This is a genomic window from Afipia clevelandensis ATCC 49720 (assembly GCF_000336555.1).
GTDB classification, from domain to species: domain Bacteria; phylum Pseudomonadota; class Alphaproteobacteria; order Rhizobiales; family Xanthobacteraceae; genus Afipia; species Afipia clevelandensis.
Genome location: NZ_KB375281.1, coordinates 3284316 through 3298707, shown reverse-complemented (window position 1 = coordinate 3298707; position 14392 = coordinate 3284316). Strand labels below are relative to the sequence as shown.

The 14392-nt window shown below is 63.1% G+C and carries 18 protein-coding genes; 10 read left to right on the top strand and 8 right to left on the bottom strand.

The features are described from left to right. The first annotated feature begins 13 nt into the window (after positions 1-13). On the top strand, positions 14-742 hold the full coding sequence (gene trmD / locus HMPREF9696_RS15815) for a tRNA (guanosine(37)-N1)-methyltransferase TrmD (RefSeq protein WP_002714042.1): 729 nt from the start codon (positions 14-16) through the stop codon (positions 740-742). Positions 743-844: 102 nt separating this feature from the next. Continuing rightward, on the top strand, positions 845-1243 hold the full coding sequence (gene rplS, locus HMPREF9696_RS15810; protein WP_002714041.1) for a 50S ribosomal protein L19: 399 nt from the start codon (positions 845-847) through the stop codon (positions 1241-1243). A 62-nt stretch (positions 1244-1305) separates the two neighbouring features. On the opposite strand, the gene HMPREF9696_RS15805 is transcribed toward rplS, so the two are convergent. After that, entirely contained in the window at positions 1306-1722 is a 417-nt protein-coding gene (locus HMPREF9696_RS15805; RefSeq protein ID WP_002714040.1) for a VOC family protein, read from the bottom strand. Between the two features lie 129 nt (positions 1723-1851). Here HMPREF9696_RS15805 and leuC point away from each other — a divergent pair, with 129 nt between their 5' ends. Next, positions 1852-3264: a 3-isopropylmalate dehydratase large subunit gene (leuC, locus tag HMPREF9696_RS15800; protein WP_002714039.1), complete on the top strand. Its 1413-nt coding sequence runs from the start codon at positions 1852-1854 to the stop codon at positions 3262-3264. 80 nt (positions 3265-3344) lie between these two features. Here leuC and HMPREF9696_RS15795 read toward each other — a convergent pair whose 3' ends face one another. Further along, positions 3345-3761 carry a hypothetical protein gene (locus HMPREF9696_RS15795; protein WP_002714038.1) on the bottom strand — a complete coding sequence of 139 codons (417 nt, stop codon included), beginning with the start codon at positions 3759-3761 and terminating at the stop codon, positions 3345-3347. A 302-nt stretch (positions 3762-4063) separates the two neighbouring features. Next, positions 4064-4390, bottom strand: a complete 327-nt coding sequence (locus tag HMPREF9696_RS15790; protein WP_002714037.1) for a hypothetical protein — start codon at positions 4388-4390, stop codon at positions 4064-4066. A 104-nt stretch (positions 4391-4494) separates the two neighbouring features. On the opposite strand from HMPREF9696_RS15790, the gene HMPREF9696_RS15785 reads away from it, so the two are divergent. After that, positions 4495-4893: a metallopeptidase family protein gene (locus HMPREF9696_RS15785; protein ID WP_002714036.1), complete on the top strand. Its 399-nt coding sequence runs from the start codon at positions 4495-4497 to the stop codon at positions 4891-4893. Here HMPREF9696_RS15785 and HMPREF9696_RS15780 read toward each other — a convergent pair. Then, the gene (locus HMPREF9696_RS15780) at positions 4886-5122 is read right to left on the bottom strand and encodes a DUF3551 domain-containing protein (RefSeq protein WP_002714035.1); all 237 of its coding nucleotides are present in this window, start codon (positions 5120-5122) and stop codon (positions 4886-4888) included. The two genes, HMPREF9696_RS15785 and HMPREF9696_RS15780, sit on opposite strands and share 8 nt — an antisense overlap. Before the next feature lie 86 nt (positions 5123-5208). On the opposite strand from HMPREF9696_RS15780, the gene leuD reads away from it, so the two are divergent. Next, positions 5209-5814 carry a 3-isopropylmalate dehydratase small subunit gene (gene leuD, locus HMPREF9696_RS15775; RefSeq protein WP_002714034.1) on the top strand — a complete coding sequence of 202 codons (606 nt, stop codon included), beginning with the start codon at positions 5209-5211 and terminating at the stop codon, positions 5812-5814. Positions 5815-6014: 200 nt separating this feature from the next. Here leuD and HMPREF9696_RS15770 read toward each other — a convergent pair whose 3' ends face one another. Next, positions 6015-6896 (bottom strand): HpcH/HpaI aldolase/citrate lyase family protein, encoded by an 882-nt coding sequence (locus HMPREF9696_RS15770; protein WP_002714033.1) that lies wholly within the window; start codon positions 6894-6896, stop codon positions 6015-6017. A 116-nt stretch (positions 6897-7012) separates the two neighbouring features. Between HMPREF9696_RS15770 and HMPREF9696_RS15765 the strand changes: the two genes are divergently transcribed. Further along, on the top strand, positions 7013-7666 hold the full coding sequence (locus tag HMPREF9696_RS15765; protein ID WP_002714032.1) for a carbonic anhydrase: 654 nt from the start codon (positions 7013-7015) through the stop codon (positions 7664-7666). A 21-nt stretch (positions 7667-7687) separates the two neighbouring features. Here HMPREF9696_RS15765 and HMPREF9696_RS15760 read toward each other — a convergent pair whose 3' ends face one another. After that, positions 7688-8269, bottom strand: coding sequence for a TIGR00645 family protein (locus tag HMPREF9696_RS15760; RefSeq protein WP_002714031.1), 582 nt, complete (start codon positions 8267-8269; stop codon positions 7688-7690). 19 nt (positions 8270-8288) lie between these two features. Continuing rightward, positions 8289-9323 carry an aspartate-semialdehyde dehydrogenase gene (locus tag HMPREF9696_RS15755; protein ID WP_002714030.1) on the bottom strand — a complete coding sequence of 345 codons (1035 nt, stop codon included), beginning with the start codon at positions 9321-9323 and terminating at the stop codon, positions 8289-8291. Between the two features lie 199 nt (positions 9324-9522). Between HMPREF9696_RS15755 and HMPREF9696_RS15750 the strand changes: the two genes are divergently transcribed. The 3 genes from HMPREF9696_RS15750 to HMPREF9696_RS15740 all read left to right on the top strand — a co-directional run bounded on the left by HMPREF9696_RS15750 (position 9523) and on the right by HMPREF9696_RS15740 (position 11611). Continuing rightward, a complete protein-coding gene (locus tag HMPREF9696_RS15750) occupies positions 9523-10338 on the top strand; it encodes a hypothetical protein (protein WP_002714029.1) in 816 nt (271 codons plus the stop codon). A 21-nt stretch (positions 10339-10359) separates the two neighbouring features. Next, complete coding sequence (locus HMPREF9696_RS15745; protein ID WP_002714028.1) at positions 10360-11094, top strand: hypothetical protein; 735 nt, start codon at positions 10360-10362, stop codon at positions 11092-11094. A 139-nt stretch (positions 11095-11233) separates the two neighbouring features. Then, positions 11234-11611, top strand: a complete 378-nt coding sequence (locus tag HMPREF9696_RS15740; RefSeq protein WP_002714027.1) for a hypothetical protein — start codon at positions 11234-11236, stop codon at positions 11609-11611. Between the two features lie 140 nt (positions 11612-11751). Here HMPREF9696_RS15740 and leuB read toward each other — a convergent pair whose 3' ends face one another. Continuing rightward, complete coding sequence (gene leuB / locus HMPREF9696_RS15735; RefSeq protein WP_002714026.1) at positions 11752-12864, bottom strand: 3-isopropylmalate dehydrogenase; 1113 nt, start codon at positions 12862-12864, stop codon at positions 11752-11754. Between the two features lie 238 nt (positions 12865-13102). Between leuB and HMPREF9696_RS15730 the strand changes: the two genes are divergently transcribed. Further along, a complete protein-coding gene (locus HMPREF9696_RS15730) occupies positions 13103-14281 on the top strand; it encodes a YbfB/YjiJ family MFS transporter (protein WP_002714025.1) in 1179 nt (392 codons plus the stop codon). Positions 14282-14392 lie beyond the last annotated feature (111 nt).

The window sequence follows — 14392 nt, the reverse complement described above, 5'->3', positions numbered from 1 at the left end:
GGGATACCCGACCATGTGGCGCGCCACCGTGCTCACGCTGTTTCCGGAGATGTTTCCAGGTCCGCTCGGCATCAGCCTTGCGGGACGTGCACTCACATCCGGCGTGTGGTCGCTAGAGGCGCGCGACATCCGCAACGCCGCCACCGACAAACACCGCAGCGTCGACGACACCCCGGCGGGCGGCGGCCCCGGCATGGTGCTGCGCGCCGACGTGCTCGCGGCAGCCATCGACGCCGCCAATGTCGCCCCCGAGCGCCCGCGCCTGCTGATGAGCCCCCGTGGCGCTCCGCTGACCCAGCCGCGGGTCATGGAACTCGCCGAGGGTCCCGGTCCCCTGATCGTCTGCGGACGGTTCGAAGGCGTCGACCAGCGGGTTATCGAGGCCCGCGGGCTCGAGGAAGTGTCCGTGGGGGATTATGTCCTGTCGGGCGGGGAAATCGCCGCCCTGGCCCTGATGGACGCCTGCGTACGCCTTCTGCCGGGGGTCATGGGGAAGCTAAGTTCCGGGGCTGACGAGAGTTTCTCGGATGGACTACTAGAATACCCCCAATATACCCGTCCGCAGGACTTTGAGGGCCGGACCATCCCCGATGTGCTGGTGTCCGGCGACCATGCCAGGATCGCGGCCTGGCGGCGTGCGGAGGCCGAGGCCTTGACCCGGGCGCGGCGGCCGGATCTCTGGGCCGCGAAAATTGGCCAAAACATCGTTTCGGACCCGCGAAAAGACACGACAAAAGGGTGACAACCGGACGGCTTTGGCGTATACGACCGCCCAATCCGCCCAGATGCTGGATACGAATTTCCGCGCAGCCCCTTCCGGGCGCGCCGCCGATGGAGTTTTGCGATGAACATCATTCAGGAGCTCGACAAGGAGCAGCTCGAGAAACTGTCTGCCGGTAAGACCATTCCGGATTTCGGACCGGGCGACACCGTGATCGTCAACGTGAAGGTTGTCGAAGGCGAGCGTTCGCGCGTGCAGGCCTATGAAGGCGTCTGCATCGGCCGCAACGGCGGCGGCATCCATGAGAGCTTCACCGTCCGCAAGATTTCCTACGGCGAAGGCGTGGAGCGCGTGTTCCCGATCTACTCGCCGATGATCGACTCGATCAAACTCGTGCGCCGCGGCAAGGTGCGTCGCGCCAAGCTGTATTATCTGCGCGGTCTGCGCGGCAAGTCGGCGCGCATCGTCGAGAAGCAGGACAACCGCGAAAAAGAAACGCTGAAGGCCGCTTCAGGCGAGTAATCGCGCGATACACGGCTGAAATTCGGAGAAAGCGCGGTTCATCCGCGCTTTTTTCTTGGGCGCTATTTCGGCTGCGCCACCGGCCCGTTCATGATCCAGCGGTGGCCGAACGGATCGCGCACGATCGCCGTGCGCGTGCCCCAGAACGAATAGGTCGGTGTGACTTCGCCCTTGGCGCCGAGTTTGGTCGCGCGCGAGAATATCTCGTCGACCTGCTCGCCGTTGGCGAATTCGAGGCTGACGGACATGGTGACCATCTCCCCGGGCAGCGGCGGACGCGCCGTGCCGAATTCCGGAAACGCATCGGAGAGAAACAGCGCGCCGCCATTGATCTCGAGTTCACAGTGCAGGATACGCAGCCCGTCGAGGGCGGGCATCAGCGCCTTTTGCTTGGCGTCGAAGGCGGCGGTGTAGAAGGCTATCGCACCGGCGGCAGGCGAAACGGTCAGATACGGCGCAACCGGCGGGCGTGCAGTCATTGTGCGATCCTGAGCGGGCTATTATGTGCTCAGGATACTTTCCCCTTGAAAGTTAAGCGAGTAAAAAGGCCGCCTGTGGTGGCCAAAGGCCCCAAACACCCCTCCGGGCAGGTAAATCGGACGAAGAACATGGCCAAAGCGACGACTCTGTACGACAAGATCTGGAACGATCATCTGGTGGACGAGCAACCCGACGGCACCTGCCTGCTCTATATTGACCGCCATCTTGTCCATGAAGTCACTTCGCCGCAGGCTTTCGAGGGACTGCGCACCTCCGGCCGCAAGGTCCGCGCGCCGAAGAAGACGCTCGCCGTCGTCGATCACAACGTGCCGACCACCGACCGCTCCAAGCCCAATCCTGATCCGGAGAGCGCCGAGCAGATCGCAACGCTCGCCGAAAACGCGCGTGAGTTCGGCGTCGAGTATTTCAACGAATACGACAAGCGTCAGGGCATTGTGCATGTGATTGGGCCCGAGCAGGGCTTCACGCTGCCGGGCACCACCATCGTTTGCGGCGACAGCCACACCTCGACGCACGGCGCGTTCGGCGCGCTGGCGCATGGCATCGGCACGTCCGAGGTCGAGCATGTGCTCGCGACGCAAACGCTGATCCAGAAGAAGGCGAAGAACATGCGCGCCACCGTCGACGGCAAATTGCCGGACGGCGTGACGGCGAAGGATATCATTCTGGCCATCATCGGCGAGATCGGCACTGCGGGCGGCACCGGCTACGTGCTCGAATACGCCGGCGATGCAATCCGCTCCCTGTCGATGGAAGGCCGCATGACGGTCTGCAACATGTCGATCGAGGGCGGCGCGCGCGCCGGCCTGATCGCGCCAGACGAGAAGGCCTATGAATTCCTCAAGGGCCGCCCGATGGCGCCGACGGGTGCGGCATGGGACTCAGGCATGCGTTACTGGGACACGCTGCGCACCGATGAGGGCGCGCACTTCGATCACGAGATACGTCTCGACGCCGCCAAGCTGCCGCCGATCGTCACCTGGGGCACTTCGCCTGAGGACGTGATCTCCATCACCGGCGTCGTGCCGGACCCGGAGAAGATCGCGGACGAAGCCAAGCGCCTGTCGAAGGAGCGCGCACTGGCTTACATGGGACTCAAGGCCGGCACCAAAATCACCGACATCAAGCTCGACCGCATCTTCATCGGCTCCTGCACCAACGGCCGCATCGAGGACCTGCGCGCCGCTGCGAAGGTCGTCGCAGGTCATCACGTCAATGCCAACGTCAACGCGATGATCGTGCCGGGTTCGGGTCTTGTGAAGGAGCAGGCCGAGGCAGAGGGCCTCGACAAGATTTTCATCAAGGCCGGATTTGAGTGGCGCGAGCCGGGCTGCTCGATGTGCCTTGCGATGAACCCCGACAAGCTGTCGCCGGAAGAGCGCTGCGCCTCGACCTCGAACCGCAACTTTGAAGGCCGTCAGGGCTTCAAGGGCCGCACCCATCTGGTGTCGCCGGCGATGGCCGCAGCGGCAGCAATTGCCGGACACTTTGTCGACATTCGCGAGTGGCGCTCGAACTGACCGACACACGCTCGATAGCGATCAAACAAAAAACAGGCGCTCGAAAGAACGCCTGTTTTGTTTTTGCAATCGTGTGACCGTTACCAGCCGAAACCAAAGCTGAAGCCCGGGCCGTAGAAGCGCGGACCGCCATAGCCGTATCCATAGTACGGATAGGGCCGGTAGTACGCGGGCCGGTAGTACGAGCGGTAATAGGGATAGCCGTATCCATAGCCGTAATACGGACGGTAAGGACGATAGTAGGGCCGGTAATACGGCCGATAGTAGCGAGGCCCATAGTAGTAGCCGTAGCGCCTGTAATGGCGCGGGCCATGGTAATAGCCATAACGCCGGTAGTGACGGCGGCGCGCGCTGACATCGGTCGGCTGGGCGTGCGCCGGACGTGCCTCACGCGAAACTGTTGCATCGGGCGACGCTGCGCTCGCGGGCGCAAGCGATATCCAGCCGGCCAATGAAAGAGCGGCAGCGACCGCCGCGGCTCCCACAAACTTTCTCATTGCAGTTCTCCTCCGATCGTGGCTCGACACGTTGAAGATAACGCGCATCCCGGGCTTCCGTTCACCCGTTCGTCGTTAGCCTTAACGAAGACGATACGAGCAAGGCCTTCACAGCCGTTGCGCAGAATAAAGATGACCGAGGATTTGCAGCAAGATCATGACGTGCGGATTGGACCGATTCCGGTCACAACCGCGGCATCGCGGCTGCGGCAATCAATACCGCCCGCGCCTCCGATATTCATGTTGATGAACGCGATCCTCAATCGGAGACCGCAAGCGCACCATGACACGGCGTGCGCCCGCTAGCCGCTCCAGTAGCAGTTCATGCGCGGCACGATCACCGTCCCGCTGGGGCGGTATTCCTGTTCGTAATGCGCGTTGCAGACGCGCTTGGAATTCGGGCCCGGATAGGTCGAGCCGCGATAGATGCGGATCCGGCGCGGGGAGCGGCGAAGCACCTCGCGGCTTTGCGCGGAGAATTCCTCGGCGGTCAGCCCGTGTCGGGTGGTCGGTTGGCCCGAGGACTGATGACTTGCGGACTCGGCCTGCGCGGCATGCGGCGCAGCCAGAACGGCCAGGCTCGCAACAAGGCCCGTGAGAATCGTAAAAGCTCCTGCCCGCATCGTCATGCGCTGTCCGTTTGTCGTGTCGCTCGATGACCGGCAACGTCTCCGATTGAGGCCCGCGCGTCAACCGCCTCGACGGAGGCGATCCGGCCCTCTAAACAGGCCGGATGTGGCCCACCGCGAAATCCCCCACCCTCGCCGAGATCGAAGTCATCGCGCATGAGGCCTTCGCGCGGCTGCCAAAGCATTTCCGCGACCTGTGCGCAGGCGTCATCATCCAGATCGACGATTTCCCCACCGACGAGGTGCTTGAGGAACTGAAGGCGGAAAGCGAGTTCGATCTGCTCGGGCTGTTTCAGGGCGTCGGCCTGCCGTTCCAGTCGAGCGGCGACATCGCGCCGATGCCGAACATGGTCTGGCTCTACCGGCGCCCGATCCTCGACTACTGGGCCGAGCACGACGAGACGCTGGGCCACATCATCACCCATGTCCTCGTGCATGAGATCGGGCACCATTTCGGCCTGTCCGACGACGACATGGAGGCCATCGAGGCCAGCGTTACCTGACACGGGGTTCGGGCTTGCGGGGCGCCAGCGGCTCGCGTTCGCAGATGCCGCCACGGATCACCGCCGCCGACGTGCAATCCCGCGCGGTGGGAAACACGCAGACCGGCCTGTCACTGCCGACGTCGCGGATGCACCACATCCCGGCGCGGGCCTCGCCGGGCGCCGCCAAAACCGCGCCACCGGCCGCCAAAGCCAGCCCCGCGGACAGCAATCGGCGCATGGCGTTCATGATGTGTCCTCCCTCAGCGCATAGCCTTGACGGCACTGATGATATATTTAGAACACCTCAAACTGTAGCCGGTTCACGGGAACATCATGGACAAGTTTACGACCCTCGAGGGCGTCGCCGCGCCGCTGAAGATCATCAATGTCGACACCGACATGATCATCCCGAAGCAGTATCTCAAGACCATCAAGCGCACCGGCCTCGGCAAGGGACTGTTTTCCGAACAGCGCTACAAGGACGACGGCAGCGAGAATCCGGATTTCGTCCTCAACAAGCCGTCCTATCGCAAGGCCAAGATTCTGGTCGCCGGTGACAATTTCGGCTGCGGCTCGAGCCGCGAGCATGCACCGTGGGCGCTCGGCGACTTCGGCATCCGCTGCATCATCTCGACCTCGTTCGGCGACATTTTCTACAACAACTGTTTCAAGAACGGCATTCTGCCGATCCGTGTCAGCCACGAAGAACTCGACAAGCTGTTCGACGACGCCGACCGCGGCTCCAACGCCACGCTGACCATTGATCTGGAGAGCCAGGAAATCCGCGGCCCCGACGGCGGCACGATCAAGTTCGAGATCGACCCCTTCCGCAAGCACTGCATGCTGAACGGCCTCGACGACATCGGCCTCACCATGCAGAAGGGCAAGTCGATCGACGTGTTCGAGGCGAAGGAACAAGCCGAGCGTCCGTGGCTGTAACGGCTCGTTCGCTACTCGCTATTTGAAACTGTCGCTGCCAACCAGACTGTGTCGTCCCCGCGAAGGCGGGGATCCACACTCCCTGGATTCAGTTTATGGAATGATGTGCCGACCCCCGCACCAAATGGCAAGGCCGGTGGCTATGGGTCCCCGCCTTCGCGGGGACGACCGAGTGAAAAATCCAGCGTAAATTTCTAACTTCATCCCGCCTTCAGCGCCGCAATCGCATCGGCAATCGCAATGGTGCGCTTGGCCATTTCGACATGCAGCCGCTCGACCATCTGCCCGTCGAGCTGCACCACGCCCTTGCTGGCGTTTTCCGGAAGATCGAACACGCCCATGATCTTGCGGGCACGGGCGATCTCGTCCGCCGGCGGCGTATAGGCCGCGTTCGCCGCATCAATCTGTCCCGGATGAATCAGCGTCTTGCCGTCGAAGCCCATGTCGCGGCCCTGCGCGCATTCCTTGGCAAACCCGGCGACGTCGGCGATGTCGTTATAGGGACCATCGAGAATTTCGATCCCCGCCGCCCGCGCGGCGACGATGCAATGTGTGAACAGCGGCAGCATCGCCGTGCGCCCCGGCAGCATGCGCATCCGCGTTTCGCGCGCGATGTCATTCGGCCCCATCACGAATCCGCCGAGCCGGCGGTCGCCTTCGCGCGCGGTCGCGGCGATTTCCTGCGCCGAGAGCACGCCAAGCGGGGATTCGATCATCGCCCACAGCACGATGCCGGGATCGGCCTTCAATGCACGCAGACGCTCTTCCAGCGTCTTGATATCGCCGGGGCGTGCAATCTTCGGCACAAGGATGCCGCCCGGCCTGGCCGCCGCCGCCATGGCCAGATCGTCCTGCCACCAGGGCGACTCCAGATTGTTGACGCGGATGATGATCTCGCGCTTGCCGAAGCCACCCGCCGCGACAGCCTGCGCTATCTGGTCCCGCGCCATCGGCTTGGCATCGGGGGCAACGGAGTCTTCGAGGTCGAGGATGACGCCGTCGCAGGGCAGGTTCCGCGCCTTGTCCAGCGCCCGTGCGTTCGACCCCGGCATGAACAGGACACTGCGGCGCGGACGGATCATGGCTTGGCTTTCCGTTGGGGAAAGCAGATTGAGTAGCATTTTGCCTCTGCGCCCGAAAGGCTTGTTCGGAAGCCTTTCCTGCGATAGCCAACGGCCATCACCTTGCGAGGTTATCCATGTCACCTTTCCCCGAACAACTCCTTTCCGGCTATCAGACCTTTGTCAGCCAGCGCCTGCCGACCGAACAATCCCGCTACCGGGAACTGTCGCAGAAGGGCCAGTCCCCCGAAGTCATGGTGATTGGGTGCTGCGATTCCCGCGTCTCGCCGGAAGTGATTTTCGACGCCGGCCCGGGCGAACTGTTCGTGGTGCGCAACGTCGCCAATCTGGTCCCGGTGTTTCAGCCCGACGGCAACGCCCACGGTGTGTCAGCCGCGCTGGAATATGCAAACCAGGTCCTGAAGATCAAACACATCGTTGTGCTGGGGCATGCACAATGCGGCGGCATCCGCGCCTTTGTCGACGACTCCGCGCCGCTGTCCCCCGGCGACTTTATCGGTAAATGGATGTCGATGTTCGTCAAGCCGGGCGAAACCGTCGCGCGGCGCGACCACGAAACCATGCAGCAATTCGTGACCCGGATCGAGAAGGCTGCGATTCTCCGCAGCATCGAAAACCTGATGACGTTCCCGTTCGTCAAGAACCGCGTCGAGAGCGGCGAGCTGCACCTGCATGGCGCCTATTTCGGCGTGGCCGAGGGCTCACTCTCCATCGTGGATCAGACCACCAATGAATTCAGCCGCGTCTATCAAAGCTCGCTGGCGTCCTGACTGTCGCGGCTGGCGGCGATGCTAGTGATCGCCCTTGGCGTCGTTGCCATGACCGCCGAGCTTGTCTGACCATACGATCAGCAGTGTCGAGACCACGAACACGAGGTGAATGCCGGCCAGCCAGGCCAGCTTCTGCGCATCGAACGTCGCGTCGATGTTCATGAAGGCTTTCAGCACCTGGATCGCCGAAATCGCGACGATCGACGCCAGCAGCTTCTGCTTGAGGCCTGCAAAATCGACCTTGGTCATCCATTCCGGCCAGTCCGGATGGCCGCGCGGATCAATCCGCGAGACGAAATTCTCGTAACCCGAGAACACGACGATCAGAACGAGATTGCCGGTCAGCGACACGTCGATCAGCGACAACACGCCAAGAATGGTGTCGGATTCCTTCGCGGATGGCGCATGGAGCACGAACTCCACCAACAGCAAAACAAACTTGTAGAGCAGCACCACAAGGCTGATGACGAGGCCGAGATAGAACGGCGCCATCAGCCAGCGGCTGTTGAACAGCAATGTTTCAAAGGTGAGTTCGGCGCGTTTGAGCGCGGGATTCGGCTTGTAGGAAGCGGGGGCCGGCTGGTGATCTGGCTCTTGGGTCATCACGAACCGGCCCGCCGTATCAGGCCGCCTTCTGCTTCGGCTGAAGCAGCTTGCGGTTAACGAGGCATTCGGCGATCTGCACCGCGTTCAGCGCGGCGCCCTTGCGCAGGTTGTCCGACACGCACCACAGCACCAGGCCGTTCTCCACCGTCGCGTCCTCGCGGATGCGGCTGATGTAGGTGGCGTCCTCGCCGGCGGATTCGTACGGCGTGACGTAGCCGCCCGGCTCGCGCTTGTCGATCACGAGACAGCCCGGCGCAGTGCGCAGGATGTTGCGTGCCTCGTCAGCCGAAATCGGATTCTCGAACTCGATGTTCACCGCTTCCGAGTGGCCGACGAACACCGGCACGCGCACGCAGGTCGCGGTCAGCTTGATTTTGGGATCAAGAATCTTCTTGGTCTCCGCCATCATCTTCCACTCTTCCTTGGTGAACCCGTCCTCCATGAACACGTCGATCTGCGGGATGACGTTGAAGGCGATCCGCTTCGGGAATTTGTTATTGACGAGCTCGTCGTTGGTGTAGACGGCCTTGGTCTGCGAGAACAGTTCGTCCATCGCATCCTTGCCGGCGCCCGACACCGACTGATAGGTCGAGACGACGACGCGCTTGATCTTCGCCGCATCGTGCAGCGGCTTCAGCGCAACGACGAGTTGCGCGGTCGAGCAGTTCGGGTTGGCGATGATGCCCTTCTTGCGGAAACCGGTGACGGCATCCGCGTTCACTTCCGGTACGATCAGCGGCACGTCCGGATCCATGCGCCAAGTTGACGAGTTGTCGATGACAACAGCGCCGGCGGCCGCGATCTTCGGCGACCATTCCTTGGACACGGCTCCGCCAGCCGACATCAGGCAGATGTCGATATCGCTGAAATCGTAATGTTCGAGCGCTTTGCATTTCAGGGTGCGGTCGCCATAGGACACTTCGACGCCGAGGCTGCGGCGGGAGGCCAAGGCCACCACCTCGTCAGCCGGAAAACTGCGTTCGTCCAGAATGTTGAGCATTTCCCGGCCCACATTGCCGGTCGCTCCAACTAGCGCAACCTTGTAACCCATCGTTGACTCTCCGAAGAAAAATGCTTCGCCGCCGCAGCCTGCGGAAAGGGAAGCGGGAGCGCTTCTATGCGAAAAACGGCCCAAATACAACGCAGAAGCAACTGCGGGGGCAGGTGACGTCAAGTGGTGGCAGGTCATGACCACGGCGGACGCTCGTTCCCGTTTTCCAAGGCGGAACAGAACGTCCGACGAGTCAGATATGAACCCGATCCTGCTCGACCAGCCCTTGCCGAATACCTCCGGGATTCATCCGGCCCTGCGCAGCTTTGCCGACGAATGCAGCGCCGTGGCGGTGCGTATTCTGGCCTATCTCTGCGGCCTCGCCGGGCTGGCTGTAATCGCGGTGGATCTGGTCTCGGCGGTGCCGGTGGCCGCGACTACCGGCGATCACGGTCTCCCCACCCAGCCGGGCTGGGTTCCGGCCAGCCGCCCGCATCCGGCCTTCGCCATCAGCAAGCTGGATTTGTCCGACAGAACAGACGCTTATGAAATCCTCCGGCATCCCGAAGGTGGCCGCAAGGACATCCTGCGCTGGGCCGCCACCGCCGGTGAAGCCCCCACAGCGGAAATCGAGGTCTATCGCCCCGGGGGCGAGCTGGATGCGTTCACCGCGCCCGGCGCGGATCTCGCAGCCCGGATGGGACTGCCCTTCAGTGACATCGAGCCCGCCGGCTTTGTCGATACCAAGTTTGGCCCGGTCGCCCTGATGCGCTTGAGCGGGGCTGCCCTGCCGGACAGGCAGACCTGCCTCGGCTTCGCCAGAACCTACACATCGCCTGCCGTCAGGATCAGCGGGTGGTCCTGCCAGGCCGATACGCCCGGCGCCCAGCGCAGCTTCATCGGCTGCACCCTGAACCGGCTGATCCTGCTTTCGGCGGGCAACGATCCGAAAATGGCCGAACTGTTCGCGCGCGCCGAACTCAAACGCGACACCTGCAACGTGCCGATCGCACCGAACAACTGGATTGCATCCAACGATGCGCCGCCGCTGCGCGGCGCTCTCATCTCCGATTGAGACCGTAACAGGAATACTGCAATGGCGTTCGATCAGAACCATCTCTCGATTGTCGGCAACTATGCCGGGAAGACGGTACGTTATTCCTTCTATTTCGTGGGAACGATCGTCCTCGCGCTGATCGGCATCGTGGTAGTGCGGGTCACGAGCTTTTTCGACCAGCCCTCCAGTGTGAGCAGCAAGGCCTCTTTCCAGATCAACGCGCCTGAACTGGCGCGGCTGACACCACGCGCGAATTCCGCGCGCTTCAACGCAGGCTGGCAGGAGATCCTGCAATACGGCCAGGTTCACGACCGCGACACCGACTTCACGCTCGTGGTCAACATGCCGTCCAATCCGGACACGCCGGTGGTGCGTGATTACTCATACGAGATGTCCAGCCTGCGGCCGCTGCTGCGCACGGCCTATATCGGCACAGCCACCTATTACGATCTGCAGACCCGGTTCGGACCGGTCCGCGCCGCAAGTTTCCGGATCAATGCCGATGGCCAGATCAAGCTGTGCGTCTCCTATCTCAGCCGCTTCGAGACCACCGCCGTCTATCTCAAGGGCTGGTACTGCGAATCCAGCGGCGCCCGGCCGAACTTCCACACCTTGGCCTGCATGATCGACAAGATCACACTGAAGGGTGTGCTGCCCACCGCCGCGGCGCAGGGATTCTTCGAGGAACGGATGAAGCGGTCGGCGCGTTGCAGTGCCGAGCCGGTGTCACAAACCACCGATACACGGCCAGCGCGCCCGCCCCGCCGGCTCTGAATCGCCGGAAACGGCTGGCTCGCGGGCCGGGACCGGATCGGCCGGGGAAGTTGCCGGACGAGTGTGGCCCTTTAGTCCTTGTGGCCCCCGGTTCGGAGCAGGTATGGTGCGACGCAATTGGAATTCCCGTGAGGATATAATGGCTTTGAAGTCTTCTGGCGCAAAGGTTCTGGCGCTCCTGCTGGCGGGCGCGGCGGTCGCCGTGGTCGCGCTCGGCACCACTGCCGCCGATGCCCAGACCCGGAGGCGTGTCGTCGCCAATGACCCGACCTATGACGGCCCTCCGCGCAAGGCCGAAAACCGCGTCTATCAGCGCGGCCGTACCCGCGTTTATGTGACCCGCCGTTCCTGGCTCGATGCGGGGACCGAAGTTTTGCCGGGTGAACGCAAGTTCACCGACTACGCCTATCCGCCGGGCTACTCCTATGGCCAGCAGATCGACCGGCTTTACACCAGCCGCCGTCCGCTCGGCGACCAGTGGGACACCGGCACGCCGTTCCCGTTCCCGCTGTACTGATTTTCAGCAGATCTCTGACACGAAAAATGCCCGGCCTGAGCCGGGCATTTTTATGCCGATTTGCATAAGACGAAACGGTGACAAACTTCGCCGAAAAAGGCGGAATCGCGGCACGCGCATTCCGCCCCGACAGCGAGCGCTTACTGCGTCAGCGCGTCCAGTTCCTTCACAATCGCCTCACCCATCTGAGATGTGCTGACGACGGTCGAGCCTTCCGACTTGATGTCGCCGGTGCGCAGGCCCTTGGCCAGGGTCGCGGCGATGGCCTGGTCGATGAGGTCCGCTTCCTTCGACATGTCGAAGGAATAACGCAGCGCCATGCCGAACGATGTGAGCATCGCCACCGGATTGGCCAGACCCTTGCCTGCAATGTCCGGCGCCGAACCATGCACCGGCTCGTACAGCGCCTTGCGCTTCTGGGTCTTGGGATCGACCTCGCCGAGTGACGCCGACGGCAGCATGCCGAGCGAGCCGGTCAGCATCGCGGCGATGTCGGAGAGAATGTCGCCAAACAGGTTGTCGGTGACGATGACGTCGAACTGCTTGGGCCAGCGCACGAGCTGCATCGCGCCGGAATCCGCGAGCTGATGCTCAAGCTCGACATCCTTGTATTCGCGCGCGTGAACCTGCGTCACGACTTCCTTCCAGAGCACGCCGCTCTTCATGACGTTGTGCTTTTCCATCGACGTCATCTTGTTGCGCCGCTTGCGTGCCAGCTCGAAGGCGACGCGCGTGATGCGCTCGATCTCGTAAGTGTCGTAGACCTGCGTATCGACCGCGCGCTTCTGGCCGTTGCCGAGATCGGTGATGGTCTTCGGCTCGCCGAAATACACGCCGCCAGTCAGTTCGCGCACGATCATGATGTCGAGGCCTTCGACAACATCCTTCTTGAGGCTCGATGAATCGGCCAGCGCCGGATAGCAGATCGCCGGGCGCAGATTGGCGAACAGCGCCATGTCCTTGCGCAGGCGCAGCAGGCCCGCTTCGGGACGCGCGTCGTAAGGCACATCCGCCCATTTCGGCCCGCCGACCGCGCCGAAGATCACGGCATCCGCGGCCTGCGCCAGCGCCATGGTGGCGTCGGTGATCGCAACCTTGTCCGCGTCATAGCTCGAGCCACCGACCAGACCGGTCTCGGTCTCGAATTTCGCGATCCCGCGCTTGCCGAACCAGTCGATGACGCGCGTCACCTCCGCCATCACTTCGGTGCCGATGCCGTCGCCGGGAAGAAGGAGGAGCTTGTGCGATGCCATGATAATTGCCTCGATCAGTGTTATTCGTCGTGCCCGCGCGTGTCTCGGACAACCACGTCTTTCTTAAATGTCGTAGCAGACGTGGATGGCCGGGGCAGACCCGGCCATGACGAAACGTGGGAATTTGCGCGGACTTGCTAAAACGCCCTTGCAGAATTGGCAAGACACCATTGCCCGCGTCCGATTGGTCAAATGCAGCGGAAACTGCCATGGTGAAGGCCTTCCGCCGGAGCCTTTCGTGACCCCTGCCCCGTCCGCGCGTGACGCGCATCCCGTCCGGGCCGTTCTGACACTCTCGCTGGCGCCGGCCATCGGGCTTGGCATGGCGCGCTTTGCCTATGCGCTCGTGCTGCCCGACATGCGCGAATCCCTCGGCTGGTCCTATTCGGCCGCAGGCTTCCTGAACACGGTCAACGCCATCGGCTATCTTGCCGGCGCGCTGGTGATGGCTGGCTTCATCCGCCGCGTCGGGGCGTTCCGAGCAACATGGATCGGCGCGATCGCCTGCACACTCTCGCTGGCTGTCTGCGTGATGTCGGGCAACTTCGCCGTGCTCAGTCTGGCGCGCCTGTGCGCAGGCATCGCCTCGGCCGCAACCTTCATCGCCGGCGGCGCGCTCGCGGCATGGGTGGCGCAATCGCGGCCCGCGCAATCGGCGCTGCTGCTCGGCCTGTTCTATACCGGACCCGGAACAGGCCTGATCGTCTCTGGGCTCGCTGCGCCGTTCCTGCTGCAATACTTCGGCCCCGGCTCATGGTGGATTGTCTGGGGCGCGCTGGCGCTGCTGTCCGCCATCATGACCGCGGTGCTGATGCTCAACCGCGTCGAGGCGCAGGCAAGCCATCCAACAGCCGCCGCGATCAGCGTTCCGCTGCGGCCCATCGCGCTCTATCTCATCGGCTACTTCATGTTCGGCGCGGGCTACATCGCCTACATGACCTTCATGATCGCCTATGTGCGTGACGGCGGCGGCAGCGCCATCGCGCAAAGCCTGTTCTGGTGTTTGATCGGTCTCGGCTCGTTTGCCGCGCCGTGGCTGTGGCGCGGGCTGCTCGCGCGGGGCGCCAGCGGCATCGCCACCGCGACCCTGCTCGGCACGACCATGCTCGGCACGTTGATCGCGCTGCTGGGAACGTCGCCGCTGACCCTCGGCGCATCGGCGGCGATCTTCGGCGTCTCGTTCCTGTCGGTGGTCGCCTCGACCACGGCCTTCGTGCGGCTGAACTATCCGCCCGCCGCCTGGCCCAAGGGCATCGGCATCATGGCGGTCACCTTCGGCCTCGGCCAGACGCTCGGCCCGTTCGCCACCGGCGCGGTCACCGACCTGTTCGGCCTGTCATATGGACTCGTGTTGTCTGCCGCGACTCTCGGCCTCGGCATGGTGCTGTGCGCGTGCCAGCGGCCGGTGAAGCCATAGAAATCGCCACACTGATGATACTCGGGTTCGTCATGCCCGGCTTTATGCCGGGCATGCCGGAGAAAACCAAAACGCGCGGAGAGTTATGAGTCCCGGCTAGCGCTACGCTTG

Bases quoted from the DNA above. Each gene is read 5' to 3' on its own strand.
- trmD (WP_002714042.1), top strand. From the start codon at position 14: ATGTGGCGCGCCACCGTGCTCACGCTGTTTCCGGAGATGTTTCCAGGT.
- rplS (WP_002714041.1), top strand. From the start codon at position 845: ATGAACATCATTCAGGAGCTCGACAAGGAGCAGCTCGAGAAACTGTCT.
- HMPREF9696_RS15805 (WP_002714040.1), bottom strand. From the start codon at position 1,722: ATGACTGCACGCCCGCCGGTTGCGCCGTATCTGACCGTTTCGCCTGCC.
- leuC (WP_002714039.1), top strand. From the start codon at position 1,852: ATGGCCAAAGCGACGACTCTGTACGACAAGATCTGGAACGATCATCTG.
- HMPREF9696_RS15795 (WP_002714038.1), bottom strand. From the start codon at position 3,761: ATGAGAAAGTTTGTGGGAGCCGCGGCGGTCGCTGCCGCTCTTTCATTG.
- HMPREF9696_RS15790 (WP_002714037.1), bottom strand. From the start codon at position 4,390: ATGACGATGCGGGCAGGAGCTTTTACGATTCTCACGGGCCTTGTTGCG.
- HMPREF9696_RS15785 (WP_002714036.1), top strand. From the start codon at position 4,495: ATGTGGCCCACCGCGAAATCCCCCACCCTCGCCGAGATCGAAGTCATC.
- HMPREF9696_RS15780 (WP_002714035.1), bottom strand. From the start codon at position 5,122: ATGAACGCCATGCGCCGATTGCTGTCCGCGGGGCTGGCTTTGGCGGCC.
- leuD (WP_002714034.1), top strand. From the start codon at position 5,209: ATGGACAAGTTTACGACCCTCGAGGGCGTCGCCGCGCCGCTGAAGATC.
- HMPREF9696_RS15770 (WP_002714033.1), bottom strand. From the start codon at position 6,896: ATGATCCGTCCGCGCCGCAGTGTCCTGTTCATGCCGGGGTCGAACGCA.
- HMPREF9696_RS15765 (WP_002714032.1), top strand. From the start codon at position 7,013: ATGTCACCTTTCCCCGAACAACTCCTTTCCGGCTATCAGACCTTTGTC.
- HMPREF9696_RS15760 (WP_002714031.1), bottom strand. From the start codon at position 8,269: ATGACCCAAGAGCCAGATCACCAGCCGGCCCCCGCTTCCTACAAGCCG.
- HMPREF9696_RS15755 (WP_002714030.1), bottom strand. From the start codon at position 9,323: ATGGGTTACAAGGTTGCGCTAGTTGGAGCGACCGGCAATGTGGGCCGG.
- HMPREF9696_RS15750 (WP_002714029.1), top strand. From the start codon at position 9,523: ATGAACCCGATCCTGCTCGACCAGCCCTTGCCGAATACCTCCGGGATT.
- HMPREF9696_RS15745 (WP_002714028.1), top strand. From the start codon at position 10,360: ATGGCGTTCGATCAGAACCATCTCTCGATTGTCGGCAACTATGCCGGG.
- HMPREF9696_RS15740 (WP_002714027.1), top strand. From the start codon at position 11,234: ATGGCTTTGAAGTCTTCTGGCGCAAAGGTTCTGGCGCTCCTGCTGGCG.
- leuB (WP_002714026.1), bottom strand. From the start codon at position 12,864: ATGGCATCGCACAAGCTCCTCCTTCTTCCCGGCGACGGCATCGGCACC.